This window comes from Paraburkholderia sp. IMGN_8, from assembly GCF_038050405.1.
Lineage (GTDB): Bacteria > Pseudomonadota > Gammaproteobacteria > Burkholderiales > Burkholderiaceae > Paraburkholderia.
The window spans coordinates 3,265,516-3,284,503 of record NZ_CP150900.1 but is presented as its reverse complement, the minus strand read 5'-3'; the positions used below and the strand labels follow the sequence as shown (position 1 = coordinate 3,284,503).

Sequence of the window (18,988 nt, the reverse complement as noted above, 5' to 3'; positions counted from 1 at the left end):
CAGGGCGCCTCGGCGAGGATGACCCAATCCCGCGCGGCACACTTTGTGTGGTGCGGTTAAATAAAGACTCAGGTGAGTGTGATGCTGTATTTGAAAACATTGATTATCGTCGTTCAGTTGTTGTCGGCGCTCGGGGTTATCGGCCTCGTCTTGCTGCAACACGGCAAGGGCGCCGATATGGGCGCTGCTTTTGGCAGCGGTGCGTCAGGCAGCCTGTTCGGCGCGACGGGTTCGGCAAACTTTTTGTCGCGTACAACGGCGGTTCTCGCGGCGGTGTTTTTCGTCACGACGTTGACGCTCACGTACCTCGGCGCGTATCGTTCGAAACCGTCCGCCGGCCTGCTGGGCGCGGCTGTGACCGCGCCGGTCGCGGCTTCCGCTGCTTCTGCGCCGGCAGGCGGTTCGGCTGCATTGCCGGCATCGGCTGCATCCGTCCCGGCTACGGACGTGCCGAAATAAATTTTCGTACAAAGTGCCTTTTGTGCGTTGAACAAACTGTTTAGACCAGTTACAATCTAAGTCTTGAAGCGATTCGCGGGTTTTATAAGTTGTTTTCCCGCATTGCATACAGTGCCGACGTGGTGAAATTGGTAGACACGCTATCTTGAGGGGGTAGTGGCGTAAGCTGTGCGAGTTCGAGTCTCGCCGTCGGCACCAATGTTATCGAATGCCAGCCGCTTGCTTCGCTCCGGCTGGCATTTTCACTTCTGGCGCGCTGCTTGCGTTGTGTGCTTGCCGAAGTGATTTCGCGTCAGAAGTGCTATGCTCCTGACGGCACTCAGAACCAACCGATTGAGGATAGTCTTGAACCTCGCAGCCTATTTCCCCGTCTTGTTGTTCCTCGTTGTGGGCACCGGTTTAGGCGTAGCACTGGTCAGTATTGGCAAGATCCTCGGTCCCAACAAGCCCGATACCGAGAAAAACGCACCATACGAGTGCGGCTTCGAAGCATTCGAAGATGCGCGCATGAAGTTCGATGTGCGCTACTACCTCGTCGCCATTCTCTTCATCATTTTCGATCTTGAAACCGCGTTCCTGTTCCCGTGGGGTGTAGCCCTGCGCGACATCGGCTGGCCGGGCTTCATGGCGATGATGATTTTCCTGCTCGAATTCCTGCTGGGCTTCGCCTATATCTGGATGAAGGGCGGCCTCGACTGGGAATGATGGATTAATCGCCGGTTTGCGTGGGTGGCCAAGGCTTGCCGCCCCGTCTGGAGTGGAAAGCAAATGAGTATCGAAGGGGTCTTGAAGGAAGGGTTTGTCACCACCACGGCTGACAAGCTGATCAACTGGACGCGCACCGGCTCGTTGTGGCCGATGACGTTCGGTCTTGCGTGTTGCGCGGTCGAGATGATGCATGCGGGTGCTGCCCGTTATGACCTCGATCGTTTTGGCGTGGTGTTTCGTCCCAGTCCGCGTCAGTCGGACGTGATGATCGTCGCCGGCACGCTGTGCAACAAGATGGCGCCGGCTCTGCGCAAGGTCTACGACCAGATGGCCGAGCCGCGCTGGGTGATCTCGATGGGCTCGTGCGCAAACGGCGGCGGCTACTACCACTATTCGTATTCGGTAGTGCGCGGCTGCGATCGGATCGTGCCGGTCGACGTCTACGTGCCGGGTTGCCCGCCTACTGCGGAAGCGCTGGTGTACGGCGTGATCCAGTTGCAGGCCAAGATCCGCCGCACCAACACAATCGCCCGTCAATAAGGCCAACGGCTCCCCCACAATATGGCAAGCAAACTCGAGACTCTGAAAGCGAACCTCGAGGCGGCCTTTGGCGGCCTCCTGCTGAGCACCACCGAGGCAATCGGTGAGTTGACGATCGTCGTGAAGGCGAGCGACTACCTCAATGTGGCAACGCGTCTGCGCGACGACCGCTCGTTTGGCTTCGAGCAACTGATCGATCTGTGCGGCGTTGACTACCAGACCTACGCCGATGGCGCCTACGAAGGCCCGCGCTTCGCGGCTGTTCTTCATTTGTTGTCGGTGCAGAACAACTGGCGTCTGCGTTTGCGCGTGTTCGCACCAGACGACGAAGTGCCGATCATCCCTTCGGTCGTCGAGATCTGGAATTCGGCCAACTGGTACGAGCGTGAAGCATTCGACCTGTACGGCATCGTCTTCGAGGGTCACCCGGACCTGCGCCGAATCCTGACCGACTACGGTTTCATTGGTCACCCGTTCCGTAAAGATTTCCCTGTCTCCGGCTATGTCGAAATGCGTTACGACCCGGAAGAGAAGCGCGTCGTCTATCAGCCTGTGACGATCGAGCCGCGGGAAATCACGCCGCGCGTGATCCGCGAGGATCGCTATGGCGGTCTGAAACACTAAGAGAACGCCATGGCAGAGATCAAGAACTACACGCTCAACTTCGGCCCTCAGCATCCGGCAGCGCACGGCGTGCTGCGCCTTGTGCTCGAGCTCGACGGCGAAGTCATTCAGCGCGCCGATCCGCATATCGGCCTGTTGCATCGCGCGACCGAAAAACTCGCCGAAACCAAAACGTTTATCCAGTCCGTGCCGTACATGGACCGTCTCGACTACGTGTCGATGATGGTCAACGAGCACGGCTATGTGATGGCGATCGAAAAGCTGCTCGGTATCGAAGTGCCGGTCCGCGCGCAATACATCCGCGTGATGTTCGACGAGATCACGCGCGTGCTGAACCACCTGATGTGGATCGGCGCGCACGCGCTCGACGTCGGCGCGATGGCGGTGTTTCTGTATGCGTTCCGCGAACGCGAAGACCTGATGGACGTGTACGAAGCAGTGTCCGGCGCACGGATGCACGCGGCCTATTATCGTCCGGGCGGCGTGTATCGCGATCTGCCGGACGCAATGCCGCAGTACAAGGCATCGAAGATTCGCAATGCGAAGGCATTGTCGAAGATGAACGAGAACCGCCAGGGTTCGCTGCTCGACTTCATCGACGATTTCTTTACGCGCTTCCCGAAGTGTGTCGACGAGTACGAAACGCTGCTCACCGACAACCGCATCTGGAAGCAACGTCTGGTCGGTATCGGCGTGGTCAGCCCGGAGCGCGCGCTGCAACTCGGTATGACCGGCGCGATGCTGCGCGGCTCGGGTATCGAGTGGGATCTGCGCAAGAAGCAGCCGTATGAAGTCTACGACAAGATAGATTTCGACATTCCGGTCGGCGTAAACGGCGATTGTTATGACCGGTATCTGGTCCGCGTCGAAGAAATGCGCCAATCCACGCGGATTGTGAAACAGTGCATTGATTGGCTGCGTAAGAATTCCGGTCCTGTGATGATCGACAATCACAAGGTTGCGCCGCCGTCGCGCGTCGGCATGAAGTCGAACATGGAAGAGCTGATTCACCACTTCAAGCTCTTCACGGAAGGCTTCCACGTGCCGGAAGGCGAAGCATACGCAGCCGTCGAACATCCGAAGGGCGAGTTCGGTATCTACCTGATCTCGGACGGCGCGAACAAGCCGTATCGCCTGAAGATTCGCGCACCGGGCTACGCGCACCTGTCCGCTCTCGATGAAATGGCGCGCGGGCACATGATCGCCGACGCCGTGACGATCATCGGCACGCAGGACATCGTGTTCGGCGAAGTGGATCGCTAGGACGTATTCATCAGCGCGCGTCTTCAGATTGCACCGAAGCGCGCGTCAAGCAAAGGAACGCCGGGTCTGTCGCAACATGCAACGCGCGGCAGGTTTTCGTTCGGTAGGAATTGAAAGAGTCGTGTCTGAAAATGATCTCAGCTGAAGGCCTGAAAGAAATCGATCGTGCGATCGCGAAGTATCCCGCCGATCAGAAACAGTCCGCCGTGATGTCGGCGTTGGCCACTGCTCAGGAAGAGCATGGCTGGCTGTCGCCCGAACTCATGCAGTTCGTCGCGGACTATCTCGGCATGCCGGCAGTCGCCGTGCAGGAGGTGGCTACCTTCTACACGATGTACGAGACCTCGCCGGTCGGCAAGTACAAGATCACGCTCTGCACGAACCTGCCGTGCCAGCTCGGCCCGGACGGCGGTTCCGACAGCGCTGCTGAATATCTGAAGCAGAAGCTCGGCATCGACTTCGGCGAAACCACGGCGGACGGCAAGTTCACCTTGAAAGAAGGTGAGTGCATGGGGTCGTGCGGCGATGCGCCGGTGATGCTGGTGAACAACCATCGCATGTGCAGCTTCATGAGCCGCGCGAAGATCGACCAGCTGCTCGAGGAACTTTCGAAATGACGTCTTTACACGATCGTCACATCAAACCGCTGATTCTTGCCGGCCTGAACGGCGACAACTGGCATCTCGAAGACTATGTGGCGCGCGGTGGTTACGCCCAGCTGCGCCGCATTCTGGAAGAAAAGATTCCGCCCGAGCAGGTGATTGCCGACGTCAAGGCTTCGGGTCTGCGCGGCCGTGGCGGCGCGGGCTTCCCGACCGGTTTGAAGTGGAGCTTCATGCCGCGTCAGTTCCCCGGGCAGAAGTACCTCGTCTGCAATTCGGACGAAGGCGAACCGGGCACGTTCAAAGACCGCGACATCCTGCGCTTCAACCCGCATTCGCTGATCGAAGGTATGGCGATCGGCGCGTACGCGATGGGCATTACGGTCGGCTACAACTATATTCACGGCGAAATCTGGGAAGTCTACAAACGCTTTGAAGAGGCGTTGGAAGAAGCACGCCGTGCCGGATTCCTCGGCGACAACATCATGGGTTCGGGCTTCTCGTTCGAACTGCATGCGCACCACGGTTACGGCGCCTATATCTGCGGCGAAGAAACTGCGCTGCTCGAGTCGCTCGAAGGCAAGAAAGGCCAGCCGCGCTTCAAGCCGCCGTTCCCGGCGAGCTTCGGCGTGTACGGCAAGCCCACCACGATCAACAACACCGAGACGTTCGCCGCGGTGCCGTTCCTGCTCGCAATCGGTCCGCAGAATTACCTCGAAATCGGCAAGCCGAACAACGGCGGCACGAAGATCTTCTCGGTCGCAGGCGACGTCGAGCGTCCGGGCAACTATGAGATTCCGCTCGGCACGCCGTTCGCCACGCTGATGGAACTCGCCGGCGGCATGCGCGGCGGCAAGAAGATCAAAGCTGTGATTCCTGGCGGCTCGTCCGCACCGGTGATTCCGGGCGACATCATGATGCAGACCGACATGGACTACGACGCGATCGCGAAAGCCGGTTCGATGCTCGGTTCGGGCGCGGTCATCGTGATGGATGAGACGCGTTGCATGGTGCGCTCGCTGCTGCGTCTGTCGTACTTCTATTACGAAGAATCGTGCGGTCAATGCACGCCGTGCCGCGAAGGTACCGGCTGGCTGTACCGCGTCGTGCATCGTATCGAGCATGGGCTCGGCCGTCCGGAAGATCTGGATCTGCTGAACTCGGTCGCTGAAAACATCATGGGCCGCACGATTTGCGCGCTCGGCGATGCAGCGGCGATGCCGGTGCGCGGCATGCTCAAGCACTACTGGGACGAATTCGAATATCACGTCGCTCACAAGCATTGTCTCGTCGGCGGTCACGCCGGTGCGGCAGCGGCGGCGGAAACAGTGGCTGCTTAAGTACTGCCAGTACGCACCAGAAGAACACGTCAACCGCGGGATTCATTGCCTGAAATGGGCGATGAACAGGGCGAACGATTGAGCGGTAACAGGTTAAGGAAGATTGACCATCATGGTTGAACTTGAAATAGACGGCAAGAAAGTAGAGGTGCCTGAAGGCAGCATGGTGATCCAGGCTGCGCATAAGGTCGACACGTACATTCCTCACTTCTGCTATCACAAGAAGCTGTCGATTGCGGCCAACTGCCGGATGTGTCTGGTCGATGTCGAAAAGATGCCGAAGGCCGTGCCTGCATGCGCCACGCCGGTGTCGGCGGGCATGATTGTGCGCACCAAGTCCGAGAAGGCAGTGAAGGGCCAGCAAGCCGTGATGGAATTCCTGCTGATCAATCACCCGCTGGATTGCCCGATCTGCGACCAGGGCGGCGAGTGCCAGTTGCAGGATCTGGCGGTGGGCTACGGCAAGTCGTCGTCGCGTTATAGCGAAGAAAAGCGTGTCGTGTTCCACAAGAATGTCGGCCCGCTGATCTCGATGGAAGAGATGACGCGTTGCATTCACTGCACACGTTGCGTCCGTTTCGGTCAGGAAATCGCCGGCGTGATGGAACTGGGCATGCTGGGCCGCGGCGAGCATTCGGAAATCACGTCGTTCGTCGGCAAGACGGTCGACTCCGAACTGTCGGGCAACATGATCGATCTGTGCCCGGTCGGCGCGCTGACCAGCAAGCCGTTCCGCTACAGCGCCCGCACGTGGGAACTGTCGCGCCGCAAATCGGTGAGCCCGCACGATTCCGTCGGCGCGAACCTCGTGGTGCAAGTGAAGAACAACCGCGTGATGCGTGTTCTGCCGTTCGAAAACGAATCCATCAACGAATGTTGGATTTCGGACAAGGACCGCTTCTCGTACGAAGGTCTGAACAGCCCGGAACGTCTCACGCAGCCGATGCTCAAGCAAGGCGGCAAGTGGGTCGAGACCGACTGGCAAACCGCGCTTGAATATGTGGTCAAGGGCCTGAAGGGCATCAAGGGCGACCACGGCGCGAACGCGCTGGCCGCACTTGGCAGCGCGCACAGCACGGTCGAAGAACTGTTCCTGTTGAAGCAACTCGCGCAAGCGGTCGGCACGCCTAACGTCGATTTCCGTCTGCGTCAGGCGGATTTCTCGGCGCCCGTCAACGGTGCGCCGTGGCTCGGCACGACGATCGCCGATCTGTCGAACGTCGATGCGGCGCTCGTGATCGGTTCGTATCTGCGCCGCGATCATCCGTTGTTTGCCGCACGTCTGCGCCAGGCCGCTAAGAGCGGCGCGAAGCTGACGCTCGTGCAGGCCACCAACGACGACGCACTGATTCCGCAAGCGCAACGCGTGGTTGCGGCTCCCTCGGCATGGCTCGACGAGCTTGCCGGCATCGCTGCTGCAGTCGCGCAAGCAAACGGCGTGGCGCTGCCGGAATCTTTCGCCGGCACACAGCCGACGGACGCCCACACACAAGTCGCGAAGTCGCTCGCCACCGGCGAACGCCGCGTGGTGCTGCTCGGCAACGGTGCGGTCCGTCATCCGGACTTCGCCGCTATTCACGCTGCGGCGCAATGGATTGCAGACGCGACCGGCGCGACGCTGGGTTTCCTCACGGAAGCCGCGAACACGGTCGGTGCGCACATCGCCAACGCATTGCCGGGCGAGGGCGGTCTGAACGCTCGCGAAGTGTTCGAGCAACCGCGCAAGGGTTACGTGCTGCTGAACGTCGAACCGGAATTCGATACCGCCAATCCGGCGCAGGCTTTGGCCGCGCTGAACCAGGCTGAAATGGTTGTCGTGCTGTCGCCGTTCCAGACGGGCGCCGACTACGCCGACGTGCTGCTGCCGATCGCACCGTTCACGGAAACGGCTGGCACCTTCGTCAACGCCGAAGGTACGGTGCAGACGTTCAACGGCGTCGTGCGTCCGCTCGGCGATACGCGTCCGGCATGGAAGGTATTGCGTGTGCTGGGCAGCCTGCTGGGCGTGCCGGGCTTTGAATTCGACACGTCGGAAGAGGTGCGCACGGCGGCGCTCGGCAACGGCGAGCTCAAGTCGCGGCTGTCGAACAAGACCGGCGTGACGGTCGCACGCGGCAAGACGGCCAAGGCAGTAGAAGGCAAGTTCGAGCGTATCGCCGATGTGCCGATCTACCACGCTGACGCGCTGGTGCGTCGCGCTGAGTCGCTGCATCTGACGGCGGCGGCACGCGCCGCGAATTCGGCCGGTTTGCCGGCCGCGCTGTTCGACAAACTGGGTTTGAAGGAAGGCGACGCAGTGCGCGTGCGCCAGGGCGAGCAATCGGTGCAGTTGCCGGCCGTGCGCGACGCGAATCTTGCGGAGACGGTCGTCCGCGTATCGGCGGCTACGCCTGCCGGTGCAGCGCTGGGCAGCCTGTTCGGTGAACTGGTGGTGGAGAAGGCGTAAATGAGCTTGTTCGATACGATCAACTCGGGCGGCACCCAGCTTCTCGGTGTGGCATGGCCCACGGTGTGGGCACTGGTGCGCATCCTGGTGGTGGCCGTCGTGATCCTGCTGTGCGTGGCTTACCTGATTCTCTGGGAGCGTAAGCTGATCGGCTGGATGCACGTGCGTCTTGGCCCAAACCGCGTCGGCCCCGCAGGTTTGCTGCAACCGATCGCCGACGTGCTGAAACTGTTGCTGAAAGAAGTGATTCAGCCGGCCCAGGCAAGCCGCTGGATCTACCTGATCGCGCCGATCATGGTGGTGGTGCCGGCCTTCGCCGTCTGGGCGGTGATTCCGTTCCAGGCGGGCGCGGTGCTCGGCGACATCAACGCGGGTCTGTTGTACGCGATCGCGATTTCGTCGATCGGCGTGTACGGCGTGATCCTGGCCGGCTGGGCGTCGAACTCGAAGTATGCGTTCCTCGGCGCCATGCGCGCTGCAGCTCAGATGGTCTCGTACGAAATTTCGATGGGCTTCGCGCTGGTCGTCGTGCTGATGACCTCGGGTAGCCTGAATCTGTCGGACATCGTCACTTCGCAGGAGCGCGGCATTTTCGCCGGCTACGGCTTGAATTTCCTGTCGTGGAACTGGCTGCCGTTGTTGCCGATGTTTGTCGTGTACTTCATCTCGGGCATCGCCGAAACGAACCGTCACCCGTTCGACGTGGTGGAAGGGGAGTCCGAAATCGTCGCGGGCCACATGATCGATTACTCGGGGATGGCGTTCGCGCTGTTCTTCCTCGCCGAGTACATCAACATGATCGTGATCTCGGCATTGGCTGCAACACTGTTCCTCGGCGGCTGGAGCGCACCGTTCGGCTTCCTGTCGTTTGTCCCGGGCATCGTTTGGCTCGTCGCCAAGGTTTTCTTCCTGTTGTCGGTGTTCATCTGGGCGCGTGCCACATTCCCGCGCTATCGCTATGACCAGATCATGCGGCTGGGCTGGAAGATTTTCATTCCGGTCTGCGTGGTGTGGCTGGTGGTGGTCGGCTTCTGGATCATGTCGCCGTTGAATATCTGGAAATAAAGGGCGGATGAACCCATGACCGCAATCCAAAACTTCTTCAAGACCTTCTTCCTGACGGAATTGCTTAAGGGCCTCGCGCTGACGGGACGTTACGCGTTCCAGCGCAAGATCACGGTGCAGTTCCCGGAAGAGAAGACCCCGATCTCGCCGCGTTTTCGCGGCCTGCACGCGCTGCGTCGCTATGAAAACGGTGAAGAACGCTGCATCGCCTGCAAGCTGTGCGAAGCGGTGTGCCCGGCACTCGCCATCACGATCGAATCGGAAACGCGCGCGGACAACACGCGCCGCACGACGCGTTACGACATCGACCTGACCAAGTGCATCTTCTGCGGTTTCTGCGAAGAAAGCTGCCCCGTCGATTCGATCGTCGAGACGCACATTCTCGAATATCACGGCGAAAAGCGCGGCGATCTGTACTTCACGAAAGAAATGCTGCTGGCCGTCGGCGATCGCTACGAAGCGGAGATCGCTGCAAACAAGGCAGCTGACGCACCGTATCGTTGAGACGCTTCTGTTTGATGCAGTAAAACGTAAAACGGCCTGTTGTCGGGCCGAGCGCCGCAGCTTCACTGCCGTGGCATGGCGCAGCTGTGCGGCTTTTTTGCCAGATGCACGAGCCAAAGAACAATGCCTGACGATGGCCTAACGATGAACCGGTAATCATGGAATTCACGACCGTACTGTTCTACATCTTCGCGCTGCTCCTGGTTGTATCAGGGCTGAAGGTGATCACCTCGCGCAACCCGGTGTCGTCCGCACTGTTTCTGGTGCTGGCGTTCTTCAACGCGGCGGCGATCTGGATGCTGCTGCAGGCCGAGTTTCTCGCGATCCTGCTGGTGCTGGTCTACGTCGGCGCGGTGATGGTGTTGTTCCTGTTCGTCGTGATGATGCTGGACATCAATATCGACGTGCTGCGGCGCGACTTCAGACGCTTCGTGCCGATGGCGACCCTGGTGGGCGCGATCATCGTGATCGAGACCGCGCTGATCCTGTGGCACGGCTACGGCGCGACCGCGACGGCGCTGCGCGACACCACGGCTGCCGCCAACGGGATGGCCGGCTGGTCGAACACCCGCATCATCGGCAAGATCATCTACACCGACTACATCTTCGCGTTCGAAGTGGCCGGCCTCGTGCTGCTGGTCGCGATCATCGCGGCGATCGCGCTGACCACGAGCCACAAGAAAGACAGCAAGCGCCAGAATGTCAGCGAGCAGGTCAAGGTGCGTGCTCAGGATCGCGTGCGCGTCGTGAAGATGGCATCGGAAAAAACCGCGGCGACTCTCGCGGCGGAAGAAGCCGCAGCAGCGGCCGACTCTGCGGCCGGCAAGAACGGCTGAGCAGACAGGAGATAAAAATCATGACCCTAGCTCACTACCTCGTCCTTGGCGCAATCCTGTTTGCGATTAGCGTCGTTGGCATTTTCCTGAACCGTCGCAACGTCATCATCATCCTGATGGCGATCGAACTGATGCTGCTGGCGGTGAACACCAATTTTGTCGCGTTCTCGCATTACCTCGGCGACGTGCACGGCCAGATCTTCGTCTTCTTCGTGCTGACGGTTGCGGCAGCGGAGTCGGCGATCGGCCTCGCAATTCTGGTGACCCTGTTCCGTAGCCTCGACACGATCAATGTCGAGGATCTCGATCAGCTCAAAGGTTAATTTCAGGTAAAGCTGTTATGTCAACGACACTCAATGAAAACCTGCTGCTGGCGATCCCGCTGGCACCGCTGGCCGGCTCCCTGATTGCGGGGCTGTTCGGGAAAGCGGTAGGGCGAGCCGGCGCGCACACGGTGACGATCCTCGGCGTCGCGATCTCCTTCATCCTCTCGGCCATCGTCTTCTTCCAGGTGATGCACGGCGCGAGCTTCAACGCGACCGTCTACGAATGGATGGCGATCGGCAAGACGAAGTTCGAGGTCGGCTTCCTGGTCGACTCGCTGACGGCGATGATGATGTGCGTGGTGAGCTTCGTGTCGCTGATGGTGCACATCTACACGGTCGGCTACATGGCCGACGACGACGGCTACCAGCGCTTCTTCTCGTACATCGCGCTGTTCACGTTCTCGATGCTGATGCTCGTGATGAGCAACAACTTCCTGCAGCTGTTCTTCGGCTGGGAAGCGGTGGGTCTGGTGTCGTACCTGCTAATCGGTTTCTACTTCACCCGTGAGAGCGCGATCTACGCGAACATGAAAGCGTTCATCGTGAACCGCATCGGCGACTTCGGGTTCCTGCTCGGCATCGGCCTGCTGTTCGCTTTCGCGGGCTCGATGAACTACGGCGACGTGTTCGCGAAGCGCACCGAACTCGCGGCGTTGAGCTTCCCGGGCACGGACTGGGGTCTGCTGACGGTCGCCTGCATTTGCCTCTTCATCGGCGCGATGGGTAAGTCGGCGCAGTTCCCGCTGCATGTCTGGCTGCCGGATTCGATGGAAGGCCCGACTCCGATCTCCGCACTGATTCACGCGGCAACCATGGTGACGGCCGGTATCTTCATGGTCGCGCGCATGTCGCCGCTGTTCGAACTGTCGGATAGCGCGCTGTCGTTCGTGACGGTGATCGGTGCGATTACGGCGCTGTTCATGGGCTTCCTCGGGATCGTCCAGAACGACATCAAGCGCGTGGTCGCGTACTCGACGCTGTCGCAGCTTGGTTACATGACGGTTGCACTCGGCGTGTCGGCTTATCCGGTCGCCATCTTCCACCTGATGACGCATGCGTTCTTCAAGGCGCTGCTGTTCCTTGGCGCGGGTTCGGTGATCATCGGCATGCACCACGATCAGGACATGCGCAACATGGGCGGACTGCGCAAGTACATGCCGATCACGTGGATCACGTCGCTGGTCGGTTCGCTGGCGCTGATCGGCACACCGTTCTTCGCGGGCTTCTATTCGAAAGACTCGATCATCGATGCAGTGAAGCTGTCGCATCTGCCGGGTTCAGGCTTCGCCTACTTCGCGGTGGTCGCAAGCGTGTTCGTCACCGCGCTGTATTCGTTCCGCATGTACTTCATGGTGTTCCACGGTGAAGAGCGCTTCCGCCACCCGAAGGAGTGGGGCAACCACCACGGGCACGGCGCGGAAGCGACCGCGCACGCCGGCCACGACGATCACGACCACGCGCACGTTCCGCACGAAACGCCGTGGGTAGTGTGGGTGCCGCTGGTCCTGCTCGCTATTCCATCGGTGGTGATCGGTGCGATCGCGGTCGGCCCGATGCTGTTTGGCGACTTCTTCCAGCACGGTGTGGCGTTCGATAAGGTGATCTTCATCGGCGCAAACCATCCGGCGCTGCAGGAAATGACAGAGGAATTCCACGGCTGGGCCGCGATGGGTCTGCACTCGGTGTCGGGTCTGCCGGTGTGGCTGGCGCTCGCCGGAATCGTAGTCGCGTGGTTCCTGTATCTGAAGCGTCCTGAGCTGCCGGCGGTCTTCCGTCGCAGGTTCCCGCCGGTCTACGCGCTGCTCGACAACAAGTACTACATGGACAAGATCAACGAAGTCGTGTTCGCGCGGGGCGCCGTGGCAATTGGCCGTGGTCTCTGGAAGGAAGGCGACGTCGTGGTCATCGACGGTATCGTCAACGGCAGCGCGCGCTTCATTGGCTGGTTTGCGAGCGTGATCCGCTTCCTCCAATCCGGCTACATCTATCACTACGCGTTCGCCATGATTATCGGCATGTTGGGGCTCCTGACCCTGTTTGTAACGCTCGGCGGCAAATAAGGCGAGGGACACTAATGCACGCTTATCCGATTCTCAGTATTGCGATCTGGTTGCCGATCCTCGTCGGTCTCCTGGTCCTGGCTATCGGTTCCGACCGGAACCCGGCTCCAGCGCGCTGGATTGCGCTGATCGGCTCGGTCGTCAGCTTCATCGTGACGATCCCGCTGATTACCGGTTTTGATTCGAGCAGCGCCGAGTTGCAGTTCGTCGAAAAGGCGAACTGGATCGAGCGCTTTAACATTACGTATCACCTGGGTGTCGACGGCATCTCGATGTGGTTCGTCGTGTTGACCGCAGTGATCACGGTGATCACGGTGATCGCCGCGTGGGAAGTCATTACGAAGAATGTCGCGCAGTACCTTGCTTCGTTCCTGATCCTGTCCGGCATCATGGTCGGCGTGTTCAGCGCAGCGGACGGCATGCTGTTCTACGTGTTCTTCGAAGCGACGCTGATTCCGATGTACATCATCATCGGCGTGTGGGGTGGGGCGGACCGCGTGTACGCGGCGTTCAAGTTCTTCCTGTATACGCTGATGGGCTCGCTGCTGATGCTGGTCGCGTTGCTGTACCTGTACATCCAGACCGGTACCTTCGACCTCGCGACGTGGCAGAACACGCAGATCGCCATGACCCCGCAGGTGTTGTTATTCATAGCGTTCTTCCTGGCGTTCGCCGTGAAGGTGCCGATGTGGCCGGTGCATACGTGGTTGCCTGACGCCCACGTGGAAGCGCCGACTGGCGGCTCGATCGTGCTGGCCGCGATCATGCTGAAGCTGGGCGCGTACGGTTTCCTGCGCTTCTCGCTGCCGATCACGCCGGACGCGAGCCACTTCCTTGCGCCGGTCGTCATCACGCTGTCGCTGATCGCGGTGATCTACATTGGTCTGGTCGCGATGGTCCAGTCCGACATGAAGAAGCTGGTGGCGTATTCGTCGATCGCGCACATGGGTTTTGTGACGCTCGGCTTCTTCATCTTCAACCAGCTCGGCGTGGAAGGCGCGATCGTGCAGATGATCTCGCACGGTTTCGTGTCGGGTGCGATGTTCCTGAGCATCGGCGTGCTGTACGACCGTATGCACTCGCGTCAGATCGCCGATTACGGCGGCGTTGTCAACGTGATGCCGAAGTTCGCGGCGTTCGTGATGCTGTTCTCGATGGCCAATTGCGGCTTGCCGGGCACTTCCGGTTTCGTCGGCGAGTTCATGGTGATTCTGGCCGCAGTCCAGTACAACTTCTGGATCGCAGGCGGTGCGGCTGTCACGCTGATTCTCGGCGCGGCCTACACGCTGTGGATGTACAAGCGCGTGTACTTCGGCGCGGTCGCCAACGATCACGTGAAGGGCCTGCTCGACATCAACCGCCGCGAGTTCTTCATGATGGCGGTGCTCGCCGCACTGACGCTGTTCATGGGCCTGTATCCGAAGCCCTTTACCGATGTGATGCACGTATCCGTGGAAAACCTCCTCTCCCACGTCGCGCAGTCAAAGCTGCCGTTGCCACAGTAATGCAGAGCGGAGGAATTTAAAGACCATGCAAAACGCCCCTATGACTGCTCTGTTGCCCGACGCGCTGGTGATGCTCGCCGTTGTTGTCGCGTGGCTCAACGACACGTTCGTCGGCCAGGCCGGTCGCCGCACCACGTATTTCATCGCGCTGTTCTCGACGCTGATCGCCGGCGTCTGGTTCGCGCTGAACGCTTTCGACCCGCAAGTGCATTATTTCTTCGGGCACATGTACGTGGTGGATTCGTTCGCCAACTTGATGAAAGCGGTGGTGACGCTCGGCTATGCCCTGTCGATCGTTTATTCGCGCAAGTACCTCGAAGATCGCGATCTGTTCCGCGGTGACTTCTTCCTGCTGGGCATGTTTTCGCTGCTCGGCCAGCTGGTGATGATCTCCGGCAACAACTTCCTGACGCTTTACCTCGGTCTGGAACTGATGTCGCTGTCGCTCTATGCTGCGATCGCACTGCGTCGTGAAGCAGCGCCGTCGAACGAAGCTGCAATGAAATACTACGTGCTCGGCGCGCTGGCTTCAGGTTTCCTGCTGTACGGCATCTCGATGCTGTACGGCGCGACCGGCTCGCTCGACCTGAACGAAGTGTTCAAGGCGATCGGCACGAGCCACTACGATCCGAGCGTGCTGCTGTTCGGCGTGATCTTCATCGTGGCCGGCGTGGCGTTCAAGATGGGCGCGGTACCGTTCCATATGTGGGTGCCGGACGTTTATCAAGGCGCACCGACGGCGATGACGCTGATGGTCGGTGGTGGTCCGAAGGTCGCGGCATTCGCGTGGGGCCTGCGCTTCCTCGTAATGGGTCTGCTGCCGCTCGCGGTCGAATGGCAGGAAATGCTGGTGATCCTGGCCGCGCTGTCGCTGATTGTCGGCAACATCACCGGTATCGTGCAGCGCAACGTCAAGCGCATGCTCGCGTACTCGGCGATCTCGAACATGGGTTTCGTGCTGCTGGGCCTGCTGGCAGGCGTGGTGGATCAGAAGACGACCGGCGCGGCCAACGCGTACGGCTCGGCCATGTTCTACAGCATCGTCTACCTGCTTACTACGATGGGCACCTTCGGCATCATCATGCTGCTGGCGCGCCGCGATTTCGAAGCGGATACGCTCGAAGACTTCAAGGGTCTCAACCAACGCAGCCCGGTGTTCGCGTTCGTGATGATGGTGATGATGTTCTCGCTCGCCGGCATCCCGCCTGCGGTCGGCTTTTACGCCAAGCTTGCGGTGCTGCAGGCTACGATGAACGCCGGTTTGACGTGGCTGACCGTGTTGGCTGTGATCACGTCGCTGTTTGGCGCGTTCTACTACTTGCGTATTGTCAAACTGATGTACTTCGACGAGCCGCAAGACCAGTCGCCGATCCACGCTGACACCAGCACGCGTGCCTTGCTCGCGCTCAATGGTGTTGCCGTGCTGGTGCTCGGCATCGTGCCGGATCCGCTGCTGAAGGCGTGCCTGCAGGCGATCCAGCACACGCTGCTGCTCTGATGTCGGCTGCGGGTTGGTTTATCGTGTTGTTGGCGCTGGTCGGCGCCAACCTGCCGTTCCTGAATCAGCGTCTCTTCGCCGCGGTGCCGTTGAAAGCGGCGAAGAAGAGCGCGTGGATCCGGATTGCCGAACTGATCGTGCTGTACTTCGTGGTCGGCGCGCTCGGTTTTCTGCTCGAAGCGCGTGCTGGTAACCGCTTTGAGCAAGGGTGGCAGTTCTATGCGATCACGTTCGCTCTGTTCGTCGTGTTCGCGTTTCCTGGTTTCACCTTCCAGTATCTCGTCAAACGTCGCTGACGGCGTCTCGCCGTCGCGCACCAAAGCTGTCCTGAGGTCGCAAATGGCTGAACTTCCCGATCACGACGTGGTACTCACCGAGACCTGTCTCGAGAGCAGAACGGTCCATCAAGGGCCGTTCCTCACGCTCAAGTGCGATACCGTTCGCTTGCCGGACGGCAAGCACGCAACTCGCGAATACGTTCAGCATCCGGGCGCCGTGATGGTGATCCCGCTGTTCGACGACGGCCGCGTATTGATGGAAAGCCAGTATCGCTATCCGATGGGCAAGGTCATGGTGGAGTATCCGGCGGGCAAGCTCGACCCGAACGAAGGCGCGCTGGCATGCGCGAAGCGCGAGCTGCAGGAAGAAACCGGCTATACCGCGCGCGAATACGTTTATCTGACGCGCGTTCACCCGATCATTTCCTACTCGACCGAATTCATCGATATCTACCTCGCGCGCGGTTTGACCGCTGGCGAGCGCAAACTCGACGACGGCGAGTTCCTCGAGCTGTTCACGGCCAGCGTCGCGGATGTGTCCGAATGGGTGCGCACCGGCAAGATCACTGACGTAAAAACGATCATCGGCACGTTCTGGTTGGAGAAAGTTTTGTCGGGTGCGTGGCCGACTGCTGAGCCGCGATAGCGCTCGGCGATTAGCCAGCCAGAAGGATACGCACGCGTCGCGGCCAGTTGAAGGTCCGCAAAAAAGCCCCTGTTGGTCTATGACCGGCCGATGCCGCTGAGGTCGCGGGCGTGTCCCGGCAAAACATGCGCAAGCTGATGCTGAGGCACGCGATCGAATTTCCGCCACCGCTCCACGAGGGGAGTGCATCGATGTGGCATCTTTCGGACATCCTTGCGTGATTGACGGCGCGGGGATGTTACGAGATCAAACCGGACATCTTTGAAGCCAGGAAATCAGCCAAGCAGATCAACCTCGCGAAGGAAGCTCGCGAACTCGAGCCACGGCTCAATCGCCAGCTCGAATATCTGGTTGCGTAAAAGCAGGGCGATGGCAAGCGCGCAAATGTGTGGGTCCTTGGTGCGGCAGCTTATCCTGCGGCCGATTTCGTCGATCATTTGCCGCTGATCCCGCCTTGGGCAGCCTGCTGCGCAAAGGGTTAAAATCGACCATGCGTTCGATTTATTCGGCGACGCCCGGCGTCAACGCGTCGTCCGTAAAAATTTACGAACGACCGTTCACAAATTTCCATTTTGCGCTAAACTGGCACGCAAGCCCTGATTCCACATGAAGGTCCTCGATTTACAGTGTCCGCATGGCCATCGGTTCGAAGGCTGGTTTGCTTCGGCGGATGACTTCGAATCGCAACAGTCCCGCAAGCTCGTCGAATGTCCGATCTGCGGTGCGAACGAAGTGAGCCGTTTGCCGTCGGCGCCCCGCCTGAATCTGTCGGGTGCGACTGACACGAAAGTCCCTGCGGGCGCGGAGGAAATGCAGGCGCGCGTGATGCGCGCATTGCGCGAGGTACTGGAAAAGACTGAGAACGTGGGCGACCGCTTCGCCGAGGAAGCACGGCGCATTCACTATAACGAAGCGCCTGCACGCAATATTCGCGGTGTCACGACACCGGAAGACGCGAGAGCCTTGGTCGAAGAAGGCATCGAAGTGATGCCGCTGCCGGTCCCGGTTGCCTTGAAGGAACCGCTGCAATAGCGCAGTGGCTCACTGGCGGCGGGCGGGGTTGCGGCCAGGAGACACTACGCATGAATCTGGACTATTCCCCCGCTGACGACGCGTTCCGCGCCGACATCCGCGCCTGGCTCGAAGCGAATCTGCCTCGCGAGCTGAGCGACAAAGTACTCAACCACAAGCGTCTGAATCGCGACGACTTCGCAAGCTGGCACAAACTGCTTGGCACGCGTGGCTGGTCGGCGGTCGCCTGGCCGAAAGAATACGGCGGTCCGGGCTGGGACGCGACGCAACGGCACATCTGGGACGAAGAATGCGCGCGTATCGGCGCGCCTTCCGTGCTGCCGTTCGGCGTCTCGATGGTGGCGCCGGTGCTGATGAAGTACGGCAACGAGGCGCAGAAGCGTCACTATCTGCCGCGTATTCTCGACGGTACGGACTGGTGGTGCCAAGGCTATTCGGAGCCGGGCTCCGGGTCGGATCTGGCCTCGCTGCGCACGCGCGCCGAGCGCGTTGGCGATCATTACGTCGTCAACGGTCAGAAAACCTGGACCACGCTCGGCCAATACGCCGACATGATGTTCTGCCTCGTGCGCACTGACAGCGGTGCGAAGAAGCAGGAGGGCATCTCGTTCCTGCTGATCGACATGAAAACGCCGGGTATCACCGTGCGCCCGATCATCACGCTCGACGAAGATCACGAAGTCAACGAAGTCTTTTTCGAAGACGTGAAAGTGCCGGTCGACAATCTGGTCGGTGAAGAGAACCGCGGCTGGACCTATGCGAAGTATCTGCTCGGGCACGAGCGCACGGGCATTGCCCGCGTCGGCCAATCGAAGCGCGAACTTGTATTCCTGAAGCGCCTCGCGCTCGATCAGAAGAAGAACGGCAAGCCGCTGCTGCATGACCCTGTGTTCGCCGCGAAAGTCGCGAGCCTGGAGATCGAGTTGATGGCGCTCGAAGTCACCGTGCAACGCGTCGTCGCCAATGAAACGGGCGGACGCGGGCCGGGACCGGAGGCGTCGATGCTCAAGATCAAGGGCACGGAAGTGCAGCAAGGTCTGACCGAATTGATGGTCGAAGCGATCGGGCCGCTCGCCGCACCGTTCGACGTGCGATTCCTCGAAGGCGAACGCGAACACAGCCTCGCCGGTGACGATGACGCCGCGCCGCTGGCCGCGTACTACTTCAATTTCCGCAAGACGTCGATTTACGGCGGCTCGAACGAAATTCAAAAGAACATCATCGCGCAGATGATTCTCGGACTTTGAGGAGCGGCG

19 protein-coding genes, 1 tRNA gene and 1 pseudogene are annotated in these 18,988 nt (G+C 60.2%); all 21 read left to right on the top strand.

Annotation, left to right across the window (positions count from 1 at the left end; all coding sequences use genetic code 11):
* Positions 1-81 precede the first annotated feature (81 nt).
* Positions 82-459 carry a preprotein translocase subunit SecG gene (gene secG, locus WN982_RS15055; protein ID WP_341312751.1) on the top strand — a complete coding sequence of 126 codons (378 nt, stop codon included), beginning with the start codon at positions 82-84 and terminating at the stop codon, positions 457-459.
* A 113-nt stretch (positions 460-572) separates the two neighbouring features.
* Positions 573-657, top strand: a tRNA-Leu gene (locus WN982_RS15050).
* A gap of 147 nt (positions 658-804) precedes the next feature.
* Positions 805-1,164, top strand: coding sequence for an NADH-quinone oxidoreductase subunit A (locus tag WN982_RS15045; RefSeq protein ID WP_341312750.1), 360 nt, complete (start codon positions 805-807; stop codon positions 1,162-1,164).
* A gap of 63 nt (positions 1,165-1,227) precedes the next feature.
* On the top strand, positions 1,228-1,707 hold the full coding sequence (locus tag WN982_RS15040) for an NADH-quinone oxidoreductase subunit B (RefSeq protein ID WP_006052903.1): 480 nt from the start codon (positions 1,228-1,230) through the stop codon (positions 1,705-1,707).
* 21 nt (positions 1,708-1,728) lie between these two features.
* Positions 1,729-2,331, top strand: a complete 603-nt coding sequence (locus WN982_RS15035; protein ID WP_341312749.1) for an NADH-quinone oxidoreductase subunit C — start codon at positions 1,729-1,731, stop codon at positions 2,329-2,331.
* Positions 2,332-2,340: 9 nt separating this feature from the next.
* On the top strand, positions 2,341-3,594 hold the full coding sequence (locus WN982_RS15030; protein WP_341312748.1) for an NADH-quinone oxidoreductase subunit D: 1,254 nt from the start codon (positions 2,341-2,343) through the stop codon (positions 3,592-3,594).
* Positions 3,595-3,725: 131 nt separating this feature from the next.
* Positions 3,726-4,211, top strand: a complete 486-nt coding sequence (gene nuoE / locus WN982_RS15025; protein WP_054034960.1) for an NADH-quinone oxidoreductase subunit NuoE — start codon at positions 3,726-3,728, stop codon at positions 4,209-4,211.
* A complete protein-coding gene (nuoF, locus tag WN982_RS15020; RefSeq protein ID WP_341312747.1) occupies positions 4,208-5,536 on the top strand; it encodes an NADH-quinone oxidoreductase subunit NuoF in 1,329 nt (442 codons plus the stop codon). Before nuoE ends, nuoF begins: the two co-directional genes overlap by 4 nt.
* Before the next feature lie 112 nt (positions 5,537-5,648).
* The gene (nuoG, locus tag WN982_RS15015) at positions 5,649-7,982 is read left to right on the top strand and encodes an NADH-quinone oxidoreductase subunit NuoG (protein ID WP_341312746.1); all 2,334 of its coding nucleotides are present in this window, start codon (positions 5,649-5,651) and stop codon (positions 7,980-7,982) included.
* On the top strand, positions 7,983-9,047 hold the full coding sequence (nuoH, locus tag WN982_RS15010; RefSeq protein WP_115102490.1) for an NADH-quinone oxidoreductase subunit NuoH: 1,065 nt from the start codon (positions 7,983-7,985) through the stop codon (positions 9,045-9,047).
* Positions 9,048-9,062: 15 nt separating this feature from the next.
* Entirely contained in the window at positions 9,063-9,551 is a 489-nt protein-coding gene (nuoI, locus tag WN982_RS15005) for an NADH-quinone oxidoreductase subunit NuoI (protein ID WP_090803773.1), read from the top strand.
* A gap of 158 nt (positions 9,552-9,709) precedes the next feature.
* Positions 9,710-10,387 (top strand): NADH-quinone oxidoreductase subunit J, encoded by a 678-nt coding sequence (locus WN982_RS15000; RefSeq protein ID WP_341312745.1) that lies wholly within the window; start codon positions 9,710-9,712, stop codon positions 10,385-10,387.
* Positions 10,388-10,404: 17 nt separating this feature from the next.
* Positions 10,405-10,710, top strand: a complete 306-nt coding sequence (nuoK, locus tag WN982_RS14995; protein WP_115102602.1) for an NADH-quinone oxidoreductase subunit NuoK — start codon at positions 10,405-10,407, stop codon at positions 10,708-10,710.
* A gap of 17 nt (positions 10,711-10,727) precedes the next feature.
* Positions 10,728-12,773, top strand: a complete 2,046-nt coding sequence (gene nuoL, locus WN982_RS14990) for an NADH-quinone oxidoreductase subunit L (protein ID WP_341312744.1) — start codon at positions 10,728-10,730, stop codon at positions 12,771-12,773.
* Between the two features lie 14 nt (positions 12,774-12,787).
* Positions 12,788-14,278 carry an NADH-quinone oxidoreductase subunit M gene (locus tag WN982_RS14985; RefSeq protein ID WP_341312743.1) on the top strand — a complete coding sequence of 497 codons (1,491 nt, stop codon included), beginning with the start codon at positions 12,788-12,790 and terminating at the stop codon, positions 14,276-14,278.
* Between the two features lie 25 nt (positions 14,279-14,303).
* The gene (gene nuoN, locus WN982_RS14980; protein WP_341312742.1) at positions 14,304-15,776 is read left to right on the top strand and encodes an NADH-quinone oxidoreductase subunit NuoN; all 1,473 of its coding nucleotides are present in this window, start codon (positions 14,304-14,306) and stop codon (positions 15,774-15,776) included.
* On the top strand, positions 15,776-16,072 hold the full coding sequence (locus tag WN982_RS14975) for a DUF2818 family protein (protein ID WP_007175603.1): 297 nt from the start codon (positions 15,776-15,778) through the stop codon (positions 16,070-16,072). Before nuoN ends, WN982_RS14975 begins: the two co-directional genes overlap by 1 nt.
* Before the next feature lie 43 nt (positions 16,073-16,115).
* A complete protein-coding gene (locus WN982_RS14970) occupies positions 16,116-16,700 on the top strand; it encodes an NUDIX hydrolase (protein WP_341312741.1) in 585 nt (194 codons plus the stop codon).
* A 71-nt stretch (positions 16,701-16,771) separates the two neighbouring features.
* Positions 16,772-17,059, top strand: a pseudogene (locus WN982_RS14965) (DNA-binding protein); the annotation flags it as partial.
* Positions 17,060-17,306: 247 nt separating this feature from the next.
* Positions 17,307-17,732 carry a DUF1178 family protein gene (locus WN982_RS14960; RefSeq protein ID WP_341312740.1) on the top strand — a complete coding sequence of 142 codons (426 nt, stop codon included), beginning with the start codon at positions 17,307-17,309 and terminating at the stop codon, positions 17,730-17,732.
* A 50-nt stretch (positions 17,733-17,782) separates the two neighbouring features.
* Complete coding sequence (locus WN982_RS14955) at positions 17,783-18,979, top strand: acyl-CoA dehydrogenase family protein (protein ID WP_341312739.1); 1,197 nt, start codon at positions 17,783-17,785, stop codon at positions 18,977-18,979.
* Positions 18,980-18,988: the final 9 nt, after the last annotated feature.